The sequence below is a fragment of the Natronorubrum texcoconense genome (assembly GCF_900100335.1).
Taxonomy (GTDB): domain Archaea; phylum Halobacteriota; class Halobacteria; order Halobacteriales; family Natrialbaceae; genus Natronorubrum; species Natronorubrum texcoconense.
The window spans coordinates 1-23,681 of record NZ_FNFE01000010.1; the positions used below are offsets into that span (position 1 = coordinate 1).

The 23,681-nt window shown below is 64.8% G+C and carries 24 protein-coding genes; 11 read left to right on the forward strand and 13 right to left on the reverse strand.

Annotated elements, in window-relative coordinates:
- Positions 1-589, reverse strand: a 589-nt coding sequence (locus tag BLT08_RS21480; protein WP_090312176.1) for a hypothetical protein, incomplete at its 3' end; no start/stop codon positions are given.
- A gap of 291 nt (positions 590-880) precedes the next feature.
- On the opposite strand from BLT08_RS21480, the gene BLT08_RS21485 reads away from it, so the two are divergent.
- The 3 genes from BLT08_RS21485 (at position 881) to BLT08_RS21495 (ending at position 4,088) form a co-directional block, all read left to right on the forward strand.
- Positions 881-2,065, forward strand: coding sequence for an inorganic phosphate transporter (locus BLT08_RS21485; RefSeq protein WP_090312177.1), 1,185 nt, complete (start codon positions 881-883; stop codon positions 2,063-2,065).
- A gap of 310 nt (positions 2,066-2,375) precedes the next feature.
- Complete coding sequence (gene fer / locus BLT08_RS21490) at positions 2,376-2,765, forward strand: ferredoxin Fer (protein WP_090312178.1); 390 nt, start codon at positions 2,376-2,378, stop codon at positions 2,763-2,765.
- A gap of 291 nt (positions 2,766-3,056) precedes the next feature.
- Positions 3,057-4,088, forward strand: a complete 1,032-nt coding sequence (locus tag BLT08_RS21495) for an A24 family peptidase C-terminal domain-containing protein (protein ID WP_090312179.1) — start codon at positions 3,057-3,059, stop codon at positions 4,086-4,088.
- Positions 4,089-4,132: 44 nt separating this feature from the next.
- On the opposite strand, the gene hisH is transcribed toward BLT08_RS21495, so the two are convergent.
- The 3 genes from hisH to BLT08_RS21510 form a co-directional block, all read right to left on the reverse strand.
- Positions 4,133-4,819 (reverse strand): imidazole glycerol phosphate synthase subunit HisH, encoded by a 687-nt coding sequence (hisH, locus tag BLT08_RS21500; RefSeq protein WP_090312343.1) that lies wholly within the window; start codon positions 4,817-4,819, stop codon positions 4,133-4,135.
- A 76-nt stretch (positions 4,820-4,895) separates the two neighbouring features.
- Complete coding sequence (locus BLT08_RS21505; RefSeq protein WP_090312180.1) at positions 4,896-5,126, reverse strand: hypothetical protein; 231 nt, start codon at positions 5,124-5,126, stop codon at positions 4,896-4,898.
- Positions 5,127-5,219: 93 nt separating this feature from the next.
- Entirely contained in the window at positions 5,220-5,639 is a 420-nt protein-coding gene (locus BLT08_RS21510) for an HIT family protein (protein ID WP_090312181.1), read from the reverse strand.
- A gap of 408 nt (positions 5,640-6,047) precedes the next feature.
- On the opposite strand from BLT08_RS21510, the gene BLT08_RS23235 reads away from it, so the two are divergent.
- The gene (locus BLT08_RS23235; RefSeq protein WP_175529409.1) at positions 6,048-6,218 is read left to right on the forward strand and encodes a hypothetical protein; all 171 of its coding nucleotides are present in this window, start codon (positions 6,048-6,050) and stop codon (positions 6,216-6,218) included.
- 111 nt (positions 6,219-6,329) lie between these two features.
- Here BLT08_RS23235 and BLT08_RS21515 read toward each other — a convergent pair whose 3' ends face one another.
- The gene (locus BLT08_RS21515; protein WP_090312182.1) at positions 6,330-6,989 is read right to left on the reverse strand and encodes a uracil-DNA glycosylase; all 660 of its coding nucleotides are present in this window, start codon (positions 6,987-6,989) and stop codon (positions 6,330-6,332) included.
- 104 nt (positions 6,990-7,093) lie between these two features.
- On the opposite strand from BLT08_RS21515, the gene BLT08_RS21520 reads away from it, so the two are divergent.
- The 5 genes from BLT08_RS21520 (at position 7,094) to BLT08_RS21540 (ending at position 14,777) form a co-directional block, all read left to right on the forward strand.
- Positions 7,094-8,272, forward strand: coding sequence for a thiolase family protein (locus BLT08_RS21520; RefSeq protein ID WP_090312183.1), 1,179 nt, complete (start codon positions 7,094-7,096; stop codon positions 8,270-8,272).
- The gene (locus BLT08_RS21525) at positions 8,269-8,628 is read left to right on the forward strand and encodes a nucleic acid-binding protein (RefSeq protein WP_090312184.1); all 360 of its coding nucleotides are present in this window, start codon (positions 8,269-8,271) and stop codon (positions 8,626-8,628) included. Before BLT08_RS21520 ends, BLT08_RS21525 begins: the two co-directional genes overlap by 4 nt.
- A gap of 224 nt (positions 8,629-8,852) precedes the next feature.
- Complete coding sequence (locus BLT08_RS21530) at positions 8,853-9,095, forward strand: DUF8151 family protein (RefSeq protein ID WP_090312185.1); 243 nt, start codon at positions 8,853-8,855, stop codon at positions 9,093-9,095.
- A gap of 91 nt (positions 9,096-9,186) precedes the next feature.
- Positions 9,187-12,399 carry an isoleucine--tRNA ligase gene (gene ileS / locus BLT08_RS21535; protein WP_090312186.1) on the forward strand — a complete coding sequence of 1,071 codons (3,213 nt, stop codon included), beginning with the start codon at positions 9,187-9,189 and terminating at the stop codon, positions 12,397-12,399.
- Between the two features lie 278 nt (positions 12,400-12,677).
- The gene (locus tag BLT08_RS21540) at positions 12,678-14,777 is read left to right on the forward strand and encodes a M1 aminopeptidase family protein (RefSeq protein ID WP_090312187.1); all 2,100 of its coding nucleotides are present in this window, start codon (positions 12,678-12,680) and stop codon (positions 14,775-14,777) included.
- 40 nt (positions 14,778-14,817) lie between these two features.
- On the opposite strand, the gene BLT08_RS21545 is transcribed toward BLT08_RS21540, so the two are convergent.
- From BLT08_RS21545 to BLT08_RS21565, 5 genes are all read right to left on the reverse strand, one after another.
- Entirely contained in the window at positions 14,818-15,357 is a 540-nt protein-coding gene (locus tag BLT08_RS21545; protein WP_090312188.1) for a heme NO-binding domain-containing protein, read from the reverse strand.
- Between the two features lie 173 nt (positions 15,358-15,530).
- Positions 15,531-15,734 carry a hypothetical protein gene (locus tag BLT08_RS21550; RefSeq protein ID WP_090312189.1) on the reverse strand — a complete coding sequence of 68 codons (204 nt, stop codon included), beginning with the start codon at positions 15,732-15,734 and terminating at the stop codon, positions 15,531-15,533.
- Positions 15,735-15,896: 162 nt separating this feature from the next.
- Positions 15,897-16,751, reverse strand: coding sequence for a ribose-phosphate diphosphokinase (locus tag BLT08_RS21555; RefSeq protein WP_090312190.1), 855 nt, complete (start codon positions 16,749-16,751; stop codon positions 15,897-15,899).
- Between the two features lie 154 nt (positions 16,752-16,905).
- Positions 16,906-17,442: a hypothetical protein gene (locus BLT08_RS21560; protein WP_090312191.1), complete on the reverse strand. Its 537-nt coding sequence runs from the start codon at positions 17,440-17,442 to the stop codon at positions 16,906-16,908.
- 131 nt (positions 17,443-17,573) lie between these two features.
- Positions 17,574-18,482, reverse strand: coding sequence for an HVO_0234 family beta-propeller protein (locus BLT08_RS21565; RefSeq protein WP_090312192.1), 909 nt, complete (start codon positions 18,480-18,482; stop codon positions 17,574-17,576).
- An 81-nt stretch (positions 18,483-18,563) separates the two neighbouring features.
- Between BLT08_RS21565 and glmM the strand changes: the two genes are divergently transcribed.
- Positions 18,564-19,928, forward strand: coding sequence for a phosphoglucosamine mutase (gene glmM, locus BLT08_RS21570; RefSeq protein ID WP_090312193.1), 1,365 nt, complete (start codon positions 18,564-18,566; stop codon positions 19,926-19,928).
- Between the two features lie 111 nt (positions 19,929-20,039).
- On the opposite strand, the gene BLT08_RS21575 is transcribed toward glmM, so the two are convergent.
- Complete coding sequence (locus BLT08_RS21575; RefSeq protein ID WP_090312194.1) at positions 20,040-20,549, reverse strand: HPP family protein; 510 nt, start codon at positions 20,547-20,549, stop codon at positions 20,040-20,042.
- Positions 20,550-20,657: 108 nt separating this feature from the next.
- Complete coding sequence (locus BLT08_RS21580; RefSeq protein ID WP_090312195.1) at positions 20,658-21,080, reverse strand: universal stress protein; 423 nt, start codon at positions 21,078-21,080, stop codon at positions 20,658-20,660.
- 310 nt (positions 21,081-21,390) lie between these two features.
- Between BLT08_RS21580 and BLT08_RS21585 the strand changes: the two genes are divergently transcribed.
- Complete coding sequence (locus tag BLT08_RS21585; protein ID WP_139171348.1) at positions 21,391-22,227, forward strand: PKD domain-containing protein; 837 nt, start codon at positions 21,391-21,393, stop codon at positions 22,225-22,227.
- A gap of 56 nt (positions 22,228-22,283) precedes the next feature.
- Here BLT08_RS21585 and BLT08_RS21590 read toward each other — a convergent pair whose 3' ends face one another.
- Positions 22,284-23,621 (reverse strand): sensor histidine kinase, encoded by a 1,338-nt coding sequence (locus BLT08_RS21590; protein ID WP_090312199.1) that lies wholly within the window; start codon positions 23,619-23,621, stop codon positions 22,284-22,286.
- Positions 23,622-23,681 lie beyond the last annotated feature (60 nt).

The following is a 23,681-nucleotide window of genomic DNA, read 5'->3' on the forward strand; positions in this document are numbered from 1 at the left end:
CGACCGTCTCGCCTACCGTCTCATCGACGGTTTCGCTCACCGTCTCCTCGACTGTTTCACCCACCGTCTCTTCGACCGTTTTCTCGACCGTCTCGTCGACCGTCTCGCTCACCGTCTCCTCGACGGTTTCACCCACAGTCTCTTCCACCGTTTTCTCGACAGTCTCGCCAACCGTCTCATCGACCGTCTCGCTCACGGTTTGTTCGACAGTCTCGCCAACCGTCTCGTCGACCGTCTTCTCGAGCGTCTCGCCGACGGTCTTTTCGACAGTCTCGCCGACGGTCTTCTCAACCGTCTCTCCAACCGTCTCGTCAACGGTTTGTTCGACCGTCTCACCGACAGTTTTCTCGACCGTTTCGTCGACCGTCTCGCCAACCGTCTTCTCGACGGACTCCTCGACGGCTCTGGTCATCCAGTCGGGATCGAACCGAGCCATCTTCCAGACCACGTGGACGACGTACGAGGCAAAGACCCCCAGCCCGAACGCCAGTCCGGTCTGGCTATCGAGCACCATAATCAAGCCGATCGAGATAAAGATCAACGCACCATACGCGAAGTCAGTAATCGCGTCGACACGAGCCGGTCTCATCGGTGGTCGATAGCGATCTCTCTGCCGGTTAGCGTACTTTGCGACAACCCACTGGTGTTCGAGAGACGGCGCGTCCATCGACTCGAGGACATACGTATCGACATGTTATCTTATCGTAGGAGGCCGGCGGGCGAAGTTCTTTGGCATTTCGTGCTAGACGAATGCCGCCAAAAACAGTGACCCACGACGCAAACGGACAGCGATCGCCGAGTGGCGTCAGCCGGTCATCGACGTATCCTACATGAACCGAAATACACGCGCTTTTACGACTTGCCCCTGTGAGTACTACTTGTGACGGAAGTACTGCTCATCGTGGGGATCCTGGTCGCAATGTTCGTCGGGTATAACATCGGTGGGGCGACGACCGGTCCCGCGTTCGGCCCGGCCGTCGGTGCGAACGTCATCACGAAACTGATGGCCGCCGCGCTGATGTCGGTTTTCTTCTTCATCGGCGCGATTACGATCGGTCCACAGGTCGTCGACACGCTGGGGACGGAGCTCGTTCATGACCCCGGAATCTTCACCATGCGATCGAACGTCGCCGTCCTCTTCTTTATCGGTGGCGCGCTGTTCGTCGGGAACTACGCCGGCGTTCCAGCATCGACATCGATGACCGCCGTCGGGGCGATCGCCGCACTCGGCTTCGCAACCGGCGAACTCAATTTCGCAGTCCTCGGCGAAATCGTCGTCTGGTGGATCGTTGCGCCGATCATCGGCTTCTGGGTCGCCGGGGTCGTCGGTCGGTACTTCTATCCGCAGATCAACGCGTGGGTCGCCATCGAAGAGAGCGACGGCGACCAACCGATGGTATCGGTGAACCGCTCGGGACTCATTCCGCGGCTCCAGTTCGGTGAGAACGCCGATCGGCGGGAGATCACCGGCGCGCTGGTCGTCGTCGCCATCGGCTGTCTCATGGCCTTCTCCTCGGGAACGAGCAACATCGCGAACGCCATCGCCCCGATCTACGGCACCGGCGACGTGGACATGATTACGCTGATCCTGATCGGTTCGGTCGCGGTAACGATCGGCTGTTTCACGATCGCTCGTCGAACCCTCGACACGCTCGGCAACGACATCACGAACCTGCCGCTGACGGCCGCCATCGTCGTCGCCGTCATCAGTTCGGGGATCGTCATCGGGCTCTCGTGGATCGGGATTCCCGCCAGTTTCGTCGTCATCGCGACGATGAGCATCGTCGGCCTCGGCTGGGGACGAGCCACCCGAACGACCAAACTCTCTGACGCTGCCCGCGGTGAGAAGGAAACCCGCGTCTCCGTCGGCGCGCTGACCGCCGAAGAGGAAGGCGAGCGATCGCCGAAGATCGGTGAAGAGGAGCCGACGGACATCCCCAAGGCGTCCGACCTGTTCGATCCCTCGACGACGGCTCGAGTCATCCTCATGCAGAACGTCGTCCCCATCATCTCGACGGTCGGCGCCTTCCTCACGTTCCGGTTCGTCCCGATCTTCGGCTTCTGAACCGCACTTCGGCATCGACTCGAGTTCCGGATCGACCGGCCGTCGAACGCTCGAGATCTCGAACCGAGACGTCGAACGCACGTCCCCACAGTCGATCGACGCGTACTCACAACCGATCCTCGAGACGACTACGGTGTCACATCCGCTGTCGGCCACGATGGGGTTGTGATGTTTCGTTTTCTCCTCGCTTCCCCGACCCGTTATTCGACGGATGACGATATTCTTTGCTTCGAATTGGTCAATTCCGATTGAAAGACAATTTAGGACTGAACAGCAAGCTATACCAGTGCGGGACGTGAACCGTGAAACGATGCCCACGGTAGAATACCTCAACTACGAAGTGCTGGACGACCAGGGATGGGAGATGGACGACGACGACCTCTTCGACAAGGCCGCCGACGCCGGGTTCGACGAGGAGGACTACGGCTCCCTCGACGTCGCCGAAGGTGAGTACATCCTCGAGGCCGCCGAGGCCCAGGGCTACGACTGGCCCTTCTCCTGCCGTGCAGGCGCCTGTGCGAACTGTGCGGCCATCGTCTACGAGGGCGAGATCGAGATGGACATGCAGCAGATCCTCTCGGACGAGGAAGTCGAGGACAAGAACGTCCGTCTGACCTGCATCGGCTCCGCAGAGACCGACGAGGTGCAGATCGTCTACAACGCAAAGCACCTCGACTACCTGCAGAACCGCGTCATTTAAACGACAACGCACAGTTCGACGGATGCACCCCAGTTCGGGGCCGCATTTTCATCAGTCGCCGCGAGAGCGACGGAGAGCCGCCGCTCTGAAACGGAGCCACGGCACCGTCGCTGCCGGCTGACCCGGGTCGAGAGCCACCACCGATACCGCATACGACAACAGTTTGATCCGCAGGGGCGATCGAAATCGACCGCTCGCTCGAGCGCTACCGCGGAGCCTAACGGGTAGCAACTCGCAACCAGTCCGAACTGAGCCGAAAGGATAACACTCCCCCGCTTCGCACGAAACCCTGTGACACTCGCTGGTGCCGTCGCGACGACCCCGGATCTCCTGCGGCTCGTCGCCGTTCCCGTCTTCGCCTGGGTCGCCGTTCGCGACATCAAGACCAGACGCGTCTCGAGCACCGTCTGGATCCCCCTCTCCCTCCTCGGCGCCGTTCTGCTGGTCTGGGACGGCTGGCTCGCCTGGAACGCCGGCGGCTACGCCTGGACCCACGAGTTCCTGCTTCCGGCCGCGGTGAGTATCGGCTTCGTCGTGCCTATCGCCTACCTGTTCTGGTGGTTCGGCGGCTTCGGCGGTGCCGACGCGAAGGCGTTGCTCGTGTTGGCGTTGTTGTTTCCGACCTTTCCGCAGTACGCCGTGGGTTCGTCGACGTTCCCCCTGACGACCACGCCGATCGAAACGTTCTCGTTTACGATCCTGACGAACGCCGTCATCATCGGCGTCGCCATCCCGGTCATCCTCGCGCTCCGAAACGCCGCCGCCGGCCGGATCAACAGCGTGATGGTCATCGGTTGGCCCGTCTCGTGGGACAGCGTTCCCGACACCCACGGTCGACTCCTCGAGACCCCCGAGGGCCGCTCTCGAGGCGGCCTCGATCTCGACGCCCTGCGGATGTACCTCCGCTGGCGCGGGCTGACGTTGGCCGACGTCCGCGACGCTCCCGACCGCTATCGCGATCCGGCGACGCTTCCCGACGAGCCGAACCCGCCGACCGACGGCGCGGTGACGGCAGCGGTTCGAAGCGACGGTGGGACGGCACTCGAGGACGACTCCGACGGCGACAGCCCCGAGACCAATACAGAAACGACACCCACCGCCATTCCCGAGTACGACGATCCGTGGGGTGCAGAGGCGTTCCTCGCGGACATCGACGGCACGGCCTACGGCACCTCGCCCGAGGAGTTGCGGGAGGGGCTCGAGGTGCTCGCTACGAAAGAGACGGTCTGGATCTCGCCGGGGACGCCGTTTCTCGTGCCGGTGTTTCTCGGACTGGCGATCGCGTTGGTCTACGGCGACCTGCTCGTCGGAACGCTCATTTGAGACGGGGCCGGAGAATCACAGTCCGGTCTCGTTGCCGAATCGAGTCAGTGAACGGCGGCTCTATCGTCGTGATACGCTTCGGCGTACGCGACGAAGTTCTCGAGGAGCCGGAGTCCGATCGGGCCGCTCTTTTCGGGGTGAAACTGCGTCCCCATCACGTTGCCCGCCTCGTTCGTCGCGATGGCCGCGGAGTCGAATCCGTAGTCACAGGACGCGACGGTGTGGCTATCGACGGTCGATGCGTAGGAGTGGACGAAGTAGACGTACGCGCCGTCGTCGACGGATGCGACCGTTCGTCGCGTCGCCGACGCAGCGCCGTCGATACCCGCGACGATCGGATGCTCCCGCTCGATCGTGAGCTGATTCCAGCCCATGTGTGGCACTTTGACCGCGGTGGTCGGGAGGCGTTCGACCCGCCCCGGAATGAGATCGAGCCCGTCGATCGTTTCGCCGTCCGGGACGCCCTCGGTACTCTCGGTAAACAGGAGCTGAAGTCCCACACAGATACCGAGAATCGGCGTATCCTCGGCCGCCTCGACGAGAACGTCGTGGAACGGTCTGGAGTTGCGAACGCACTCCCCGAACGCGCCCACGCCGGGAAGGACGAGCGCCTCGGCCGTGGCAATCTGCTGTGGATCGTCCGAGATCTCTACCGTGGCGTCGGCCTGCTCCAGACCGCGCCGGAGACTCCGGAGGTTACCAACCCCGTAGTCGATGATCGTTACCTTCACGACCCGAGTTCGAAGCGCACTCACAAATGGGTACGCTTCCGTGCCGATTTCGCGAACGGTCGAACGACGACGTCCGCTACGCGTACAAAAATCGTTCGTACAACGGCACCAGCGCCGTCCAGAAGACGACGAACGCAGCCCCGATTCCGACGAGAACGAGCCACGGGTCGCCCCGGCCGGTCGGCGGGCCGCTCGAGAGCAGCGCGAGCGTCCCCACGAACAGCAGGAGACAGACGACGACGCTGCCGAGTTCGAGGACCGTGGCGACGGGGTGGGCTCGGAACTGGGCGACGAGACCGGCGAGCATACCCGAGGCTCACGCGCAAGTGAGAAAAGTGTCACGGCGCGTCGTCGCGCCAAGGGTCGGCCTCCAAAACCGCTGAATCGACGCCGAGAGTACTCAGGCTCGAGACTCGATATCGGCCGCGATGTCGTCGAGTTCGTCGTCCGCGAGCTCCGGCCGGTCACCGGCAATGGCGTGTATCGGGCCGCCGCCGTCGCCCTCGAAGCGAGGGACGATGTGGCAGTGGACGTGGGGGACCTCCTGGCCGGCCTCTTCGCCGTTGTTGAACGCGACGGTGGACGCATCGGCGTCGACGCTCTCCTCGACGGCGGGGATCAGTCGGTGGATCGTCGCGTACAGATCCGTCGCGACGTCGTCCGGGATATCGTTCAGCCGTTCGTACTCGTCTTTCGGGATGACCAGCGTGTGGCCCGGGGCCAGCGGGTTGGCGTCCAGGAAGGCCATCGTCGTCTCGTCTTCGTACACGACTCGGGCGGGAATCTCTCCCTCCACGATCTGGCTGAAGATCGTACTCATACGCGAGTGTGTGTTGGCCCACTGTAAGAAGCTTACCCGCCCGAACGCTGCGAGACGGCGAAGGTGTGTGAAATCGAAACAGTACCGGATCGGCGATCGTCACGCCCGAGACACCGATTAAACTGGGATAAAGTCAGGAAAAGTGGGAGAGACGGTCACGGCCCTTCAATAGCGACGCCGGCCTCGAGTCGATTGCCCACCTGGGCGCGGTGTCGTATCGCACCTGTACCACGTCACGTATCCTGACCAACCACCACTTCCACCACCGTCGCTTTTCTGTCGGTGGTGGGTTTCAACCGACGAGTAGCGTCGAGCATCGGCACGGTTCGCTCGAGCCACGTCGCGACTCGGCGACCGGCGCGGAGTCGAGACGGTTAACACGGTGCACTGAGTAGCCTCATCGAAGCGATGAGTGATTCAGGACCCGACGGGGGACTCGTTCGCGCACTGTTGCGCGCCGAGCAGCGACTCCACGAGACGGCACCGATCAAGGAGAGCCACAGCAAACTCCTCGTGAGATCGGTCTTCTGGTTTCTGCTCTTTTCAGGGGTTTATACCGTCGTTTCGTCGGTTCTGTAGGTCGCTCGAGGCCGAAATCGTCGACTCGACCGGACAGCCAGGAGACGGCACTCAGCGACGGACGGTTACGCACCGGAAGCTACGGACCGATGGGCCGGCAGCGACGGACGGTTACGCACCGACCGTCTTGCAGCAGTCGTCGAGCGTCTCCCGAATCGCCTCGAGATATTCCTCGGGTTCGTAGCCCAGCCGACCGATCCAGACATCCTGATACGATGGGTGAAGGATCGGGACGAGCTGCGTCTCGAGGCGATCACACCGAACGGGCGTCAGGACGCTATCGATGAAGCCGTCGATCTCGCGGTTCTCCGCCGCGAGCACTGACTTCGTCGCGTGTTTTCCGGTCGCGAGAACGACGTCGGGATCGACCGTCTCGACTTCGTTAACGAGGTGGCCCCGACAGTTCGTGCGCTCATCGTCGGTGGGTTCGCGGTTGGTCGTGGGGTCGTCGGGATCCGGTGGAAAACACTTCACCGCGTTCGTGTAGTACGCTTCGTCACCGTAGCCGATTTCAGCGAGCATGCGACGGATCCGTCGTCCCGAATGTCTCGAGGTGTAGGCCATTCCGGTCCAGTTACCGCCCTGCCAGCGGTCGGCGTCGGGGTTGCCCGCACCGGGGGCTTCGCCGACGACCAGGACGGTCGCGTCGAGCGGGCCGGTGCCCCACGAGATGCACTCGCGGTGCTTGGTGAGGGCCGGGCAGCGCTCGCAGCCGGGTTCGATAACGTTTCGCGTGGTCGGGTAGGCGGGATCTCGATCGGCGGCGGGCACACTCGAGTCGAGGGTCCGGAGCGGTTATATCCCGACCGGTTCGGTAGGTCACGAGAGCCGACCGATTGGGAGGTTTATCACTGTGTTCGTGGCCAGTTGCACCGATGTCAACGAGTAAGCAACAGACAGAACGAGTTGCAGTCATCGGTGCCTCGATGACCCAGTTCGGCCAACGCGAGGGCTGGATCCTGGATCTCCTCGCCGAGGCCGGACTCGAGTGTCTCGAGGATGCAGCGGTCGATGCGACGGACGTCGATCATCTGTACGTCTCGAACATGGCCAGCGGCGAGTTCGAAGGAATGACCGGCGTGATGAACGCGCTGGTACACGACCTGGGCATGATGCCGGCGTACACTCAACGCGTCGATCAGACGAGTTCCAGCGGCGGCGCGGGGATCTACGCCGCCTGGCAATCGATCGCCAGCGGCGCCAGTGACATGACGCTGCTCGTCGGCGGCGAGAAGATGAGCCACCGGTCGACGCCCGAGACGACCGACATCATCGCCTCGGTTACCCACCCAGTCGAGTACAAGACGGGCGTGACGCTGCCCTCGTTTGCCGGACTCACGGCACGACACTACCTCGAGCGCTTCGATGCTCCCCGCGAAAGTCTCGGGAAGGTGGCCGCCAAGAACCACGAGAACGGCGTCGACAATCCGAACGCTCAGTTCCAGAAAGCCGTCGATCTCGAGACGATCCTCGAGTCGCCGATCGTCGCCGACCCGCTGCGGCTGTACGACTTCTGTCCGATTTCGGACGGCTCGGCCGCGTTGCTGTTCTGTCCCGAAGACGTCGCCCGGGAGTACGCGGACGAGTACGCCGTTATCGCGGGCGTCGACGGCGCGACGGACACACACGTCGTCCACGAGCGCGAGGATCCCACGGTCATGGACGGCGTCGTCGAGAGCGGAAAGGGAGCCTACGAGATGAGCGGCTACGAACCCGACGACATCGACGTCGCGGAACTCCACGACATGTTCACGATACTCGAGTTTCTGCAGATGGAAGGACTCGGGTTCGCAGCGCAGGGCGAAGCCTGGGAGTTAGTCGAGGAGGGCTATACCGAGCGCGACACCGGCGAACTACCGGTCAACACGTCGGGTGGGCTCAAATCGAAGGGGCACCCACTCGGTGCGAGCGGCGTCGCTCAGGGCGTCGAAATCTACGAACAACTCGTCGGTGAAGCCGGTCCGCGTCAGGTCGACGCTGACGTCGGACTCGCCTGTAACGTCGGCGGCTTCGGCAACTGCGTTATCACGACCATCATGGAGGCGGCACGATGACGATGGACGCGACGCAGTACGAAGACGGATCGATCAGCTATCCCGGCCATCCGCGCGGTCCCGACGGCGCGAAACCGGTGGGGACGATTGATCTGAGCGAGTACACGGCGGAAGTGATTACGTGGACGACGAGCACGGCGACGCCGCCCGGCGTGCGCGAACCGAACACGCTCGCGATCCTCGAGTTCGATGTTGAGGGCGAGACGGTACGCGCAATCGGACAGGTGACGACTGACGACGTCGAAACCGGCGACGAGGTCGAGCCAGTTCCCGTCGAGGAACTGCGCGAACCCGGGGCCGGCATCCGCGAACCCGAGAGCCAAGACTGGGACGGCTATCGGTTCGAACCGGTCTGATCTGTCGCGAACACTCGTGAGCGACAGACGCAGACGTGAAGCCGGTTCGAATCAGGGAGGAGCGTCGCTCCGACCGTGGTTCGAACCGGTATAGGATGAAACGGACGACGGAATCGGTCCCGTTACCCCTCTGACGGACCCGTTCGCGACGCTAGAACCGTTGGAAAACTCGCGACCCGTGCGAGGGGATAGGTTTACCTTCGTCGGGTGGCTCTCCACTGGCAATGGGATCGGCAACCCCGGAACTCCTCGCAGAACTGCTCCCGCTGGTCGTCTACACCGTTCTCGCCGGCGTGTTGACGGCGGGCGGTATCGCCGCGGAATACGCGAGTCTCCAGTACCTCGGCTCGGGCGAGACGATGGTCGCGCTCTGGCTGGCCGCGATCGGCTGTGTGATGCTCTACGCGGGCGTCTACGGCATCGCCTATCAGAAAGTACTCGCACGGGTACTCGTCGCGAGACAGTAAGACGCCCGCAGTCGTCCTCCAGCCCACCCGCGCCGACGCCGGCGTCCGCAATACCGATTCCCCTTTACTCTCGGAGTGAGATTGGACCCACATGAGCAGGTTCGGCGAGGTCGACGACCAGTACGATCCCCACGCCCTCGAGCAACGGGTGTTCGACTACTGGGACGACGTCGACGCCTACCAGCAGACGGTCGAGCACCGCGAGGACGGCGAATCGTTCTTCTTCGTCGACGGCCCGCCGTACACGTCGGGCTCGGCGCACATGGGAACCACCTGGAACAAGTCCCTGAAGGACGTCTACATCCGATTCATGCGGATGCAGGGGTACGACGTGACCGACCGCCCGGGCTACGACATGCACGGGCTCCCCATCGAGACGAAAGTCGAGGAGAAACTCGGTTTCGAGAACAAGAAGGACATCGAGGAGTTCGGCGAGGAGAACTTCATTCAGGAGTGTAAGGACTACGCCGACGAGCAACTCGAGGGACTTCAAGACGACTTCAAGTCCTTCGGCGTCTGGATGGACTGGGACAACCCCTATCGAACTGTGAGTCCCGAGTACATGGAGGCCGCCTGGTGGGGCTTTTCGAAGGCCGCCGAACGCGGACTCGTCGAGAAAGGCCACCGATCCATCTCGCAGTGTCCGCGCTGTGAGACCGCCATCGCGAACAACGAGGTCGAGTACGAGGACGTCGAGGACCCCTCGATCTACGTCAAATTCGACCTGACCGATCGCAAAGGCAAACTCGTCATCTGGACGACCACGCCGTGGACGGTCCCCGCGAACACGTTCACCGCCGTCGACGAGGAGGGCGACTACGTCGGCGTCCGGGCCGAGAAGGACGGCGAGGAAGAACTGCTGTACCTCGCCGACGCCAAGCACGAAGAGGTCCTCAAGGAAGGGCGCTACGAGGAGTACGAGGTCGTCGAAGAGCTCACCGGCGAGGAGTTGATCGGCTGGTCGTACGAACATCCGCTCGCCGAGGAGGTTCCGGACCACGTCGACGCCGACGGCGTTTTCGAGGTGTACGCCGCGGACTACGTCGACACCCACGGCGACGGCACCGGGCTCGTCCACTCCGCGCCCGGACACGGTGAGGTCGACTTCGAGCGCGGCCGCGAACTCGGCTTCCCCATCTTCTGTCCCGTCGGCGGCGACGGCGTCTACACCGAGGAAGCGGGCAAGTACGAGGGCCAGTTCGTCAAGGAGGCCGATCCGGAGATCACGGCCGACCTCGAGGACAACGGCGCGCTCCTCGCGTCGGGGAGTGTCCACCACAGTTACGGCCACTGTTGGCGCTGTGATACGGGTATCCTCCAGATCGTCACCGACCAGTGGTTCATCACGATCACGGACGTCAAAGACGAGTTGCTCGACAACATCGAGGACAGCGAGTGGTACCCCGGTTGGGCTCGCGACAACCGCTTCCGCGACTTCGTCGAGGAGGCCCCCGACTGGAACGTCTCCCGACAGCGCTACTGGGGCATCCCGCTGCCCGTCTGGACCCCCGAGGATCGCGACGACGACGAGGATCGAATCGTCATCAGCGACCGCGAGGAGCTCGCCGAGCGCGTCGATCAGGAGATCGACCCCGAAGATGTCGACCTCCACAAGGACACCGTCGACGACCTCACCATCACCGAGGACGGGACCACCTACACGCGCGTCCCCGACGTCTTCGACGTCTGGCTCGACTCCTCGGTCGCCTCGTGGGGCACCCTCGACTTCCCCTCCGACGACAGCCGGTTCGACGAACTCTGGCCCGCCGACTTCATCCTCGAGGCCCACGACCAGACGCGGGGCTGGTTCTGGTCCCAACTCGGGATGGGCACCGCCGCGATGGGCGAGGTGCCCTACGACAAGGTGCTCATGCACGGCCACGCCCTGGACGAGGACGGCCGCAAGATGTCCAAATCCGTCGGCAACGTCGTCGAACCCGACGAGGCCATCGAGCGCCACGGCTCCGACGCGATGCGGATGTTCCTGCTCTCGGCGAACCCGCAGGGCGACGACATGCGCTTCTCGTGGGACGAGATGGGCACGATGGAGAACCACCTCCGGACGCTCTGGAACGTGTTCCGGTTCCCGCTACCGTACATGCGCCTCGATGGATTCGATCCGGAGGAGGCGACGCTCGAGGACGTCGATTCGGACCTCGAGCTGATCGACGAGTGGATCCTCGCCCGCCTGCAGTCCACGAAAGCCGAGATGACCGAGCATCTCGAGGAGTTCCGTCAGGACCGCGCGCTCGAAGCGCTCATCGAGTTCGTCGTCGAGGACGTCTCGCGGTTCTACATTCAGGCCGTCCGCGAGCGGATGTGGGACGAGACGGACAGCGGGTCCAAAGACGCGGCGTACGCGACGATCTACCGCGTCCTCCGCGAGAGCGTCGCGCTCCTCGCACCCTACGCACCGTTCGTCAGCGAGGAGATCTACGGCACGCTCACCGGCGACGCCGGCCACGACACCGTTCACATGGAAGACTGGCCCGCCGTCGAGGAGTACTGGGCCGACGAACAGCTCGAGGAGGACGTCGCCATCCTCCGTGCGATCGAGGAAGCCGGCGCGAACGCGCGCCAGCAGGCCGGTCGCAAGCTCCGCTGGCCCGTCCCGCGAGTCGTCGTCGCGGCCGACGACGGACGCGTCGTCGAGGCCGTCGAGCGCCACACCGAACTGCTCGAGGATCGACTCAACGCCCGCGACATCGAACTCGTCTCGCCCGACGACCGCTGGGGCGAACTGAACTACAGCGCCGAGGCCGACATGAGCGAACTCGGCCCGGCCTTCGGCGACCGCGCCGGGCAGGTCATGAACGCGCTCAACGAGGCTCGAATCGACGAGCCGGGGCTCGAGGCGATCGAAGCAGCTGTCGCGGAGGTGCTCGAGGACGACGAGGAGATCACCGAGGAGATGGTCTCGTTCGTCACCCAGACGCCCGACGGCGTCGCCGGCACCGCCTTCTCCCTCGACGGCGACGACCGCGGCGTCGCCTACGTCGACGCCTCGCTGACCGACGATATCGAGAGCGAGGGCTACGCCCGCGAGGTCATCCGCCGCGTCCAGGAGATGCGAAAGGACCTCGAGCTCGACGTCGAAGAACGGATCGCGCTGGACCTCGAGATCGACGACGACCGCGTCGCCTCGCTGGTCGACGAGCGTACGGACCTCATCCGCGAAGAGGTCCGTGCGGACGAAATCGGGGCTCTCGAGGTCGACAACGGCAACCGAAAGGAGTGGGAGGTTGAAGGCGTGACGATGGAGATCGCGGTCGAGCCGTTGGCGGCCGCTGAGGCGTCGGACTAGCACCGCAAATCCCCGAGCGGGAGGCGAAGCCGACCGTCCGGTCTTTTTTGGTCCAGATTTTTTGCGTGAGAGGTGACGACCGGAGGGAGTCACCCGAACGGAAAAAAGGTGGATGCCGAGATCGCGATCGAGCCGTTGGCGGCCGCTGAGGCGTCCGACTGAGGTGGGTTGAACGACTCGACGCGTATCTCTCGAGTCTCCGTTCTGCAGTAATTCTCGTCGAAGGGACAGTATCTGCGCCACAAAAGTCTTAATCTCGGACTTGCCAGAGAGGGGTAGTGAACTCTCGGCTCGCCGTCTGTGTTATCGTTCTCCTCCTGATAGCGAGCCTCCCAGCCGGTATCGCCGGGGCGGGCGGATTTTCGTCCGCACCCGACACGTTCGGAGCCTCCGATCCGGCAATCGCGAGCGGTGTGAGCGACGGGTCACCGGGTTCGATGGCCAACGAAGACGACGTGCTCCACCAGCGAACCGAACTGCGCCACCTCCCGGAACGACCGGGCGAGTTCGAAGTCGAGACAACCTTCGAACCGCCGGAGCCGCTGCGCGGGCTCGAGGTCGATCTCTCGGACGACGCAGTTGTCGCGTCCCTCGAGGGCTTCGAGGAGACCGGCGACGGGACGTACCGCTGGGACGAGGCGACCGGGGAGCCGTCGATCCGATACGAGATGCCGGCCGATCGAACGGGTACCGTCCGTCACGACCACGACGATCGAGACGGCTACACGTTCGTCGACACAGGCGAGTGGGGTGTCGTTCAGGTCCCCTCGGTCGGGCTCTCCCTCCGAACGCCGCAATCAGTCACGTTGGGCATCGAGGAGACGGTCGCCGTCGACGGCGAGGGCGCGGCCGGCGACGATATCGCCTTCTTCGGCCCGGTCGAGGAGTACGAACGAACCGTCGACGGCGAGACGATCAGGCTGGTCGTCCCCGAAGCGGCCGACCTGGCGGAGACGCCCGACGACATCCTCGAGTCGATCGCGGCGGCCAGCGAGCGACTCGACGTCGGCTCGAGCAGCGACGAGGTGTTCGTCGTCGCGGTCCCGACCGACGTCGACTGGGGACCGCGGGGCGTCCAGTACGGCGACGCGGACGCGTGGGTCGCCGCCGACGCCGAACTCGACGTTGCAGCGAACGTCTGGCTCCACGAGTACGTCCACGTTCGCCAGGGGTTCGCCAGCGGCGAGACGACGGCCGACGCACGGTGGCTCGTCGAAGCGCAAGCGGAGTACTACGCCGCCTTGCTGGGCTACGAGGAAGGGGCGATCCGCTTCGGCGAGTTCGGTGACCACCTGGAACGGGGCGAGCGCTCGCCGTACGCGGACGGCACGCTTAACGACCCCTCGAGCTGGGCCGATAGCGACACGGACTACGTGAAAGGGCCGCTGGTCTACGGCGAGATCGATCGACAGCTCCGACTGGCGACCGACGGCGACCGGACGCTCGAGGACGTCTTCCGACAGTTGAACGCCCAAGACGGCGCGGTGAGCGAGGCCGACTTCCTGACGGCACTCGAGGACGCCGGCGGGAGCGAGGTCCGAAGCATCGCCGAGCGGTACACACAGACCGACGAAACGCCCGAGATGTGGAACCGCTGGGACCACGGCGACGCGTTCGACCAGCCGTCAGCGACCGTCGAGTACCGACTCGGCTCGGAGCCGGTCGAGGTCGCGGGCCAGTCCTGGGAGCGCTGGGACTCGAGCGACCTGGACGGCGTGGAAACCCGCAACGACGCCGGCACCGACGGCGGAGACGTGATGGCCGTGCCGGCCGGCGAAACCGTCACCGTTCCGGTCGCGATGGCGAATGTCGACGACCGGGCCGGCACCGCCGACGCGACCCTCGAGGCGAACGGCGAGATCGTCGCGATCGAACAGCGCTCCCTCGAGCCCGGCGAGCGGGCGACGACGCGCCTTTCGTGGGAGCCGACGTCACCCGGCGTCTACGACCTGCGCGTCGGGGACGACCGGCTGACGGTGTTCGTTCGCTCGAGTCCGAGCCTGACCGTCACCGACCTGCGGGTCGACCCCGATAGCGTCGATCCCGGCGAGACGGTGACGGCGACCGCGACGGTCACCGCGGGTGGCACACTTCCCGCCGCGGGGACGCTACCGTTCCAGAGCGCGAACGGAGTCGTGACTGCCGATCCGGTCGCGCTTGCGTCCGGTGAGACGGGAACCACGGCGGTCGACCTGACGTTCGACGACGACGGACGCTACGAGGTGACGGCCGGCGAGCAGTCGACGACGGTTACCGTCGGCGGCGGTCTCTCGACGGTCGTCTCGGCCGTCGATTCGATAGCTGGCTTCGGCAGCGTCGCCGGAATCGTCGCGCTGACCGTCGCGCTCACGATTGCGATGCTCGGTCGGCGGCGGTGAGACCTCTCCCCGTCGAGCGGCTATCGGCAAAAAAACCGTTTTAGGGGCGTTCCACCAGGAACACGCACGCCCCCTCGCCGTCGTCGACGCAGCGCTGTTCCGTGACGGTCGCGTCGGCATCGAAGGACCGAGTGATCCCCTCGAGAATCCCGTGAGCCAGCCCGCAGTAGGTCGGCTCCCGATGGGTTCGATACGTCACGCGCACGCTACCGTCCCCGTCGCGGGTACCCGAAACCGACGGGAGCGCGGTGTCGTCGGTCGCCGCGTCGACGTCGTTGACGATCGTCTCGAGGCGCTCGAGGAGATCGAACAGGTCGTCCTCGCGCACGTGAGCGTTGAACGTCGACAGGAGTTCGGGCGCGAGCGTTCGGCCGAAGTCGCGTTCGATCTGGCGTCTGTTCTGGGTCGCCATCGACGCCAGCGTCGAGAGGATAGCGTCGATCTCGTGATCGTCGTAGGTCGAGACGGGGAGGTACAGCGCCGGCTCGAGGTCGGCGCGGCCGAGAATCGTCTCCCATGTCTCCTCGTCGGTTCGGTCGACGACGTACTCCTTGAGCGTCTTGTGAACGATTCCGTGCATCTGAGGTGGGTGGTAACTCGGTGGCTCGCGGTCGAGGGCGAACCGCCCGCGACCTGTACGAATTCCGACTAGCTAAGTCACGGGATGGTATCTACTTAACAGTTATAGTACGGGTCGCAGGTGGGAGACTCTGCACACTACATCGACGGCGGTTCGTCCCGTTTCGCGTCCGACTACGACTCCTCCATCTCCACGTCCTCCAGCACGGCCGTATCGTCGCTCATGATGCGGAGTTTGCCGTCTCCGCACGTACAGCCGGACCCCTGTCCGGTCCCGATCGGTCGAATCTTTCCGTCGGGGCCGAGACGGACCGCGTGGGCAGTTCCGCAGTTATCACACACTGCCGCCGCCCGCTGGTTGTCGTCTTCCCCGGCCATCTCTACTGAACAGTGTGTGATGATACGGGTTAATGGGTATCCAACCGGAGAGAGAGTTACTCCTCGCACGATCTATTCGCGACTTGAACTCGAGCGCGTGAGTCGCCACGTGACGGACATGCACCACCGGTTTCCGGGTGTTCGTGGGTCAGGTGGAACCGATTACAGCTCCGCCGCGAGCGCCGGCGCGACCGAGACCGCACTCGCCCCCCGCTCGATCGTGTCGGTGCCGTAGATCGCCTCGACCCCCGCTCGAGAGAGCTTCGTCACGGCGTTTCGCGCGAGCAGCGGGTGGACGCAGGTGACGAACACGCGGCCGACGCCGCGGTTTCGGAGGACGCCGACGGCCTCGCTCATCGTCGATCCCGTCGCGATAATATCGTCGGTGACGACGACGTCGCGGCCGGCCACGTCGACGTCGCTGGGCGTGATTTCGACCTCCGTCCCGGAGTGGCGAGTCTTCTCGAAGTAGTCCGTCTCGCCGTCGCCGTAGGCGTCGCGGACCGTCTCGGCGAGGTCGATCGCGCCCGCGTCGGGAGAGAGAAAGACCGGGTCCTCGAGATCGGCTGGGAGGGGTTCGGCCAGTCGGCCGGCCGCGTCGACGGGCGTCGCCGTGGGCTCGAAGAACTCACAGACCGCTTTCTCGTGCGGGTTGACCGTAAGCACGCGATCGGTGCCGGTCGAGACGGCGCGGGCGACCGCCCGCGCGGAGACGGGGTGGCCCGCCTCGAAGGCCGCGTCCTGCCGGCCGTAGCCCATGTAGGGCAGGACGGTGACGACCTCCTCGGCGCCGGCCTCGCGGACGGCGTCCTGCAGCTGCAGCAGTTCGAGGTGGGCGTCGCTCGAGACCGTCGAGGCGACGACGATAGCGCGGTCGTCGTCGAAGTCGGGGACGCCGGCGAGCAGTTCGCCGTCCGGAAAGCGGTCGTACTCGACGGTGGCGAGCGGTTTCTCGAGTTCGCGTGCGAGGGCAGCGGCCAGCGTCTGCGACGCGGACCCGCTGACGATCGTGGTCATACTCGAGTGGACAGGACGGGGGCTAAACCCGTTTTCGTTCTCCCGCGGCACGAGCGTTCGAACTCGGCGGCGTTCCCATCGCGACCGAAAACGGAAGACGGCTCGGCGGAACCGATGCGGCCGACCAGACGGCCAAGTGACGCTCAGCGGGGTGCTACGTGTCGACGTCCTCGCCGTTGTCGCCGTCGTCCTCGCGATCCTCGGCGCCGCCGCAGTCGCCATCGGTGGCGTTGCTCGAGTACGTCATGCTGTCGCCGCCCGTGATCCGGACGAAGATGCTGAGGCAGTCGGCAGCGTTCCAGTTCGACGGCGTGATGTCGACCGGTTCGCCCTCGTTGAGCCGGGCCGTGACGCGGAACTGGCCGGCGTCGGCCGCCCAGTCGCGTTCGATCGAGGCGGTCCGGCCGGCCTCGATCGTCTCCGTCTCCCAGACGGCGATTCCGTCGTCGAGCTGGACCAGCAGGTCGATCTGCTGGTCGCTATCCGAGAGGTTGTCGACGATGATCGCCCCGGAAACCGAATCCGAGGAGTCGGTCGAGCTGTCGGTCTCTTCCTCCTCGGGCGTCTCCTCGTCTTCAGTACTGTCGTCGTCCCCGTTCTCGTCATCGGCGCTGCCTGAGCAGCCGGCGATGGCCCCGGCGAGACCAACCCCGGTCGCGCCCAGTAATCGGCGGCGTGATATCCCACTCATATTGGAAGGGGAAAGTATCGAAGATAGTTAAATCTCCGTCAGACGATCCGTTCGTCGAGAACGAGAGTTGGGAACGAGACCACCCTGAAGCCGGCGGGGGATCGCGGTTCGCCTCCGAGCGAGACGGGTCGTTACTCGTCTCGAGGAACGGCGAGTCCCGTCACGTCCCCGACACCGATCGTTTGCGAACGCCACGGGCCGCCACTATCGTCGGGCGTCGCCGAGAGAAACGTTCCCCGTTCCGTGACGGCGTAGACCGTCTCCCCGTAGCCGATACCGACGATCGATCTCCGAGAGCGATCGTACTCCCGCCACGTCTCCGCGTCGGCGCCGTAGGCGTAGACGGCGTCTCCCGAGACGGCGTGAGCGCGCGTGAGACGACCCGGATCGGTGTGCGGATCCGCCGCGACGGTCTCGAACGATCCCTCGAGCGCCTCCATCCAGCCGTTCCCGAGTTTGTAGAGGCCGTCGGCGGTCGCAGCGAGCGGGACGCCAGCCGCGGAGACGTCCCGAACGTCCGAGAGGCCGGCGTGATCGAGTTCACCCTCGTGGACGCGGTAGACGCCGCTGTCGGTGCCGACGAGGTCGCCGTCGATCGCGCGAACCGTCGCGACGCCGTTGTGCTCGAGGAACTCCCACTCGCGGGGGTCCGAGTTCGCGTCGGCCCCGCCCGACAGCCGCGCCACGTCACCGTCGGGACTGGCGGCGATCAGGTCCGAACCGTGGGTGCCGACGGCGACGGCGGGGCCGAAGCCGGTGTCGACGAACGTCTCCTCGGACTCGTTCGCATCGGCTTCCGCTGCGCGGGCCTCCCGATCCCCGCGCTCGAGCCCGAGCACCTGCACGTCCTCGTCGGTCGCGATAGCAACGGTCTCGCCGGTCGCGGCGATGTCGCGAGCGGGAGTGCGGTCACAGAGCCCGAACTCGCCGACGGTGTCGCCGGCGACGCGGACGCGAACGACGCCGATGGCACTCGCCACGTAGACCTCGAGCGCCCCCTCGCGGCCGCCGTAGACGCGTTTCTCCTCGATAGCATCCATACGTGGACGGTCGTGGCCGCGCGCCGAAAGCGTTCTGTCTGCTTCGGAATCCCTTTGGGGAGTCCGCCCCGACTAGGACCCATGCAAGTATTCGGATCGAGCGGGACACGCGGCGTCGCCAACGAGGAGCTGACGCCCGCGTTCGTCCTCCGCGTCGCGAAAGCGGCGGGGACGGCCTGGGGAGCCGAGCGGGTTGCTATCGCGCGGGACACGCGCTACACCGGGCGGATGCTGGCCGACGCGGCCGCGAGCGGACTCGCCAGCACGGGAACGGACGTCGATCGCCTCGGGGTGCTACCGACGCCGGGCGCACAGTTTTACGCCGAACGGGAGGGGGTCCCCGTCATCGTGATCACGGCTTCACACAACCCGCCGCAGTACAACGGCGTCAAACTCGTCGGCCGCGACGGGATCGAACTCGTCGTCTCGGACTTAGAGGACATCGAACAGGTGTTGCTCGCCGAGTCGGCCACCGTCGCTCCCTGGGACGAGACAGGCCGCGTTCGCGAGATCGAGGGGATCACTCGAGAGTACGTCGAGGAACTGCTCGCCGCCTCCGACCGGGAGACTATCGCCGACGCCGAGTTGACGGTCGCGCTGGATCCCGGTCACGGCTCCGGGACTCTCACGAGCCCCGAGTTCTTCCGCGAACTCGGCTGCCGCGTCGTCACCGTCAACGGCCAGCCGGACGGCCACTTCCCCGGCCGCGATCCCGAACCGGTGCCCGACAACTTAGAGGACCTCGGCCAACTCGTCCGGGCCACCGACGCCGACGTCGGCATCGCTCACGACGGCGACGCCGATCGCGCCATCTTCTTCGACGAGAACGGCGAGTACGTTTCGGGCGACGCCACGCTCGCCGCGCTCGCGGCGGCCGAACTCGAGGCCGGCGATACGACCGTCTCCGCGGTCAACGTCTCCCAGCGGCTGGTCGACGTCGTCAACGACGTCGGTGCCGATCTCGAGCTGACGCCCATCGGCTCGACGAACATCATCACCCGGATCGAGGAACTCGAGGAGAAGGGCAAGCGCGTCCCGATCGCGGGCGAGGGCAACGGCGGGATCTTCTTCCCCGCCTTCCGGCTCTCCCGGGACGGGGCGTTCACCGCGGCCCGGTTCCTCGAACTCGTCGCCGAGCGACCCGTCAGCGAGATCGTCGCGCCCTACGACGACTACGCGAACGTCCGCTACAACATCGAGTACGAGTCGACGGCCGAGCGCGACGCGATGATCGACGCCGCGGCGAACCACGCCCAGGCCTCCGACGCCGAACTCAACACGCGCGACGGCTACCGACTGGATCACGGCGACGCGTGGGTGCTCGCACGACCCTCGGGCACCGAACCGCTCGTTCGGATCTACGCCGAAGCCCGCGACAGCGATCGCGCGAACGAACTGGCAGAAGAGATGTACGAAACGCTCGCCGACGCGAAAACCGACGCCTAATCGCTCGATTTCGACCGATCGCGACGCCTGTCCGTTCTCCGTCGAAACTGATGGTGAAGACTGACCGACGATGGCGCTCGCAGTTCGGGAGAATCAGACCGACTCGAGTCGTCACGACCGAAACTGCTCCTCGTACCGGGCTCCGACTCGCTCCGTCGCGAGCAGGAGCTGGTGGGCGGCGACGAGCACCACGACGGTAACGACGATCAACGCCCCCTCGAGGAGCGTCGACAGCAGCCCGAGCGAGACGATCAGCGTCGTCGCACACGCCGGTGGATGGCGCGTATCGGTGAAGAGCATGCCGGCCACGGTCAGCATCGTCGCCAGCACGCTACTCGCAGCGAGTCGAAGGCCCTCGAACGTTCCGGGATCGGCGACGGTCGTCATGGTGACGCTGGCCCCGAACAGGTGGTACGCGAAGAGGCCGGCCGCGACACCGATCGCGTGGCCGCCGATCACCCGTCGCGGAGCGGTCGCGTCGCTGTCCTGAAACAGTGCAAGCACGAACGCGGACGGGCCGAGACTCGGAAAGAGCAGCGGGAGACCGGACAGCCACGCCATCGCGGCCGTCGTCGAGATGAGGAGGCCGGTGTGCAGCGTCGTCCCCACTCGATCGTCCATAGCCGTCCCTACGTTTCTCGCACGAAAAACCCCGGTGATTCGACGGCTGTCAACTTCTCGAGCCGGGTTTGGATCGCATCTGGACGACCGTGCTATTCGGACCGACGGCTACGGCACGATCGTCACCGGCACCGACGACTGTCGTGTCACCGCCTCCGCGATGCTGCCGAGCAGCATTCGTGAGACGCCCGATCGGCCCTGACTCCCCATCACGATCTGATCGACGTCGTGCTCGCGGGCGTACTCGAGGATCGCGTCGGCCGAGGTTCCCTCGATAACGGTCGTCTCGACCGTTCTGTCGTGTGCGGCCGCGATCGAGCGCACGTCCTCGAAGAAGTCAGGGTCCTCGTCGTCCACGCGCTTCTCGCCCCCGGTCGTCACCGGTGGCCGACCGCCTCCGTAGCCCGCCTCGAGGTCGTCGACCACGTGGAGCACCGTCACCTCGTCGTCCGGGAAGAGCGAGACGGCGTGTTCGAGGGCCGCTCGAGCCCGTTCGGAGTCGTCCATCGGAACGAGCAGGTGTCTGGTCATACTGGTCGTAGGACGGCCGTCGCCTTCAGTCATCGTCCCGGCTGCTCGACGGAGCTTGTGGAGTCGTTGGGTGAGACAGTCTCACCAGTAAGTATATTCGGTCTCGACGGCTACACTCTACGTAGATGACCACGAGAACGGGCATCCATCCTCGTGAGGGACGTCGCCAGCGGTGAGGTCGACGACGCGAACGGCAGGAGTTGTACTGATCGTTCTGGGAGCGGTCGTGCTCGCGGGACCGACATTCGGGTTCACGACGGTCAGTTCGGATCGCGGTATCGACGTATCGACGGCCGACTCGTCCGCAGCGATGCTGTCGATACAGCAGGAGGAGGTGGTAGTCGTCGACCAAAACGATCCGAGTGGAATTCTCACCATTACCAACAACGTCGACGAGAGCCTCGCACTCGAGGTCGACGTCGAGTTCGGCGAATCGGGACTCGTAGAAGCAGACGGATTCGCGACCGAACTCTCACCCGGGTCCCAGACCACGTACGCCGTTACGTGTGAACCCGGCACCGGTGCGGGTGAGACGACCGTCGACGTCACCGTCCACTCGGCGACCGGTGATCGGATCAGTATCGAGCAGGTGACCGAATCGTACGAAATCGAACGGGACTGTCCAGGGCAAGGGCCCCCTCCAGAACCCGGCAACGGTCTGTTCGAGATCAGTCACGAACACTGGCTCGACGACCGGGAGTTCATCTTCGAAATCGTTGGAGACGGCGTCTCGAGCGCCGACTGGGAGTTCGGCGACGGGACCACGGGCTCCGGACACTATATCCGCCACACGTACGAGGAAGCCGGGACGTACGACATCACACTCACCGCAACAGTTAACGGCGAAACGCAGACGGTCACCGAGACGCTGCTCGTCAGTGACGAACCGGAAGAAGGCGACGACAAACCGCCCGCAGAGGACGTCTACGATATTCGACAAGAAGCGTGGCTCGACGACGGCGAGTACATCTTCGAAATCGTCGGGAACGTCTGGAGCGTCGACTGGGAGTTCGGCGACGGAACCACGGGCTCCGGACACTACGTCCGTCACACGTACGAGGAAGCCGGAACGTACGACATCACGGTCGTTGCGACGATCGACGGGCAGCAATACACATACACCGACACGGTGGTCGTCAACGGCTGAGTCGAACTATCGATGCGGGTCGCGCCGCCCCGAGATCGACGATGCACCCAGTCGGTTCAATCGGGACGGCGGAGACTATCGACCGCCCCTTCACCCGGCTGTCGGTTCTTCGACTCCTGGTTCTCCTCGGGCAGCGTGAAGCGAAACGTCGATCCCACGCCCGGTTCGGACTCCACCCAGATCTCGCCGCCGACGGACTCACTTCGTTCGTCCGTCGAGTCCGGTCTCACACTGTTCGCTCGGACGCCGTGGCGCTCGACGATCCGCTTGCACACCGCCAGCCCGATACCCGAGCCGCTCTGTTCGTCGATCGAGTGGAGCCGTTGAAAGATGTTGAAGATGCGGTCACGATCGTCGGGGTCGATACCGACTCCCTCGTCGCGGACGGCGATCGTCCACTCCGTCCCCGCGGTCCCCGGGGCCGTACCGTCCTCTCGCGACGGTTCGGCCGAAACGTGAATTCGCGGCGGTTCGTCGCCGCTGTAGTCGATCGCGTTCGAGAGGAGATTCTGGAACACCTGTCGCAACTGATTCTCGTCGCCGTCGACGGTGGGTAACGGTTCGCGGGTGAGTTCGGCGTCGTGCTCCTCGATTTTGAACTGCAAATCGGTGCAGACGTCGTCGAGTACAGCGTCGAGGTCGACGGGTTCGAACTGCTCGCCCTCCGTTTCGACCCGCGAGTACTCGAGCAGGCCGTCGATCATCGCACGCATCCGGTCGGCGCCGTCGACGGCATACTCGATGAACTCCTCGGCGTCCTCGTCGAGGTCGTCACCGTACCGGCGCTCGAGGAGTTCGAGGTAGCTCGTCACCATGCGAAGCGGCTCCTGTAAGTCGTGGGAAACGGCGTACGCGAACTCCTCTAAGCGCTCGTTCGAGGATTCGAGCTCCGAGACCGCCTCCTCGAGACGCTGTTCCGTCTGCCGCAGTCGCTCGTTCTGTCGCTCGAGTTCGTACTTCTGCTCCAGTTCGGCGTTTTTTCGCTCGAGCGCTTTCGCCTGCGTGAGGGTGCGTGCGTTCTGAACGCCGGCCAGGAGTCCGGTGACCGACCCGATCGACAGCAGGATCAGGTGCGTCCCGACCGTCAGATCGAGGTCGATACCGGGGTGGAGTTCACGCAGGCCGACGGCGAGCGTTATCGCGGCGACGCCGCCGGCGGTCCACGCGGCGATCCGAGAATAGAGTTCGGGCGGAATCGTCGTGGTCGGCAACCAGACGCCGACGTACACCATCACGGCTCCAGGGAACCCGATCAGAACCGCGTCGATGACGACCTCCAACAGAGCCACTTCCGGCCGGTCCCCGTTGATGACGAGCGTATACAGTATCGACCCGCCTGCACTAGCGAGAATGAGGACGCCCAGTACGGTGAAGAGGCGGTTCCAGTAACTCATCGCCACCCGATAGGATATCGCTGTACATTAACAGAGTGGTGTCAACTTAGGACTACTTTT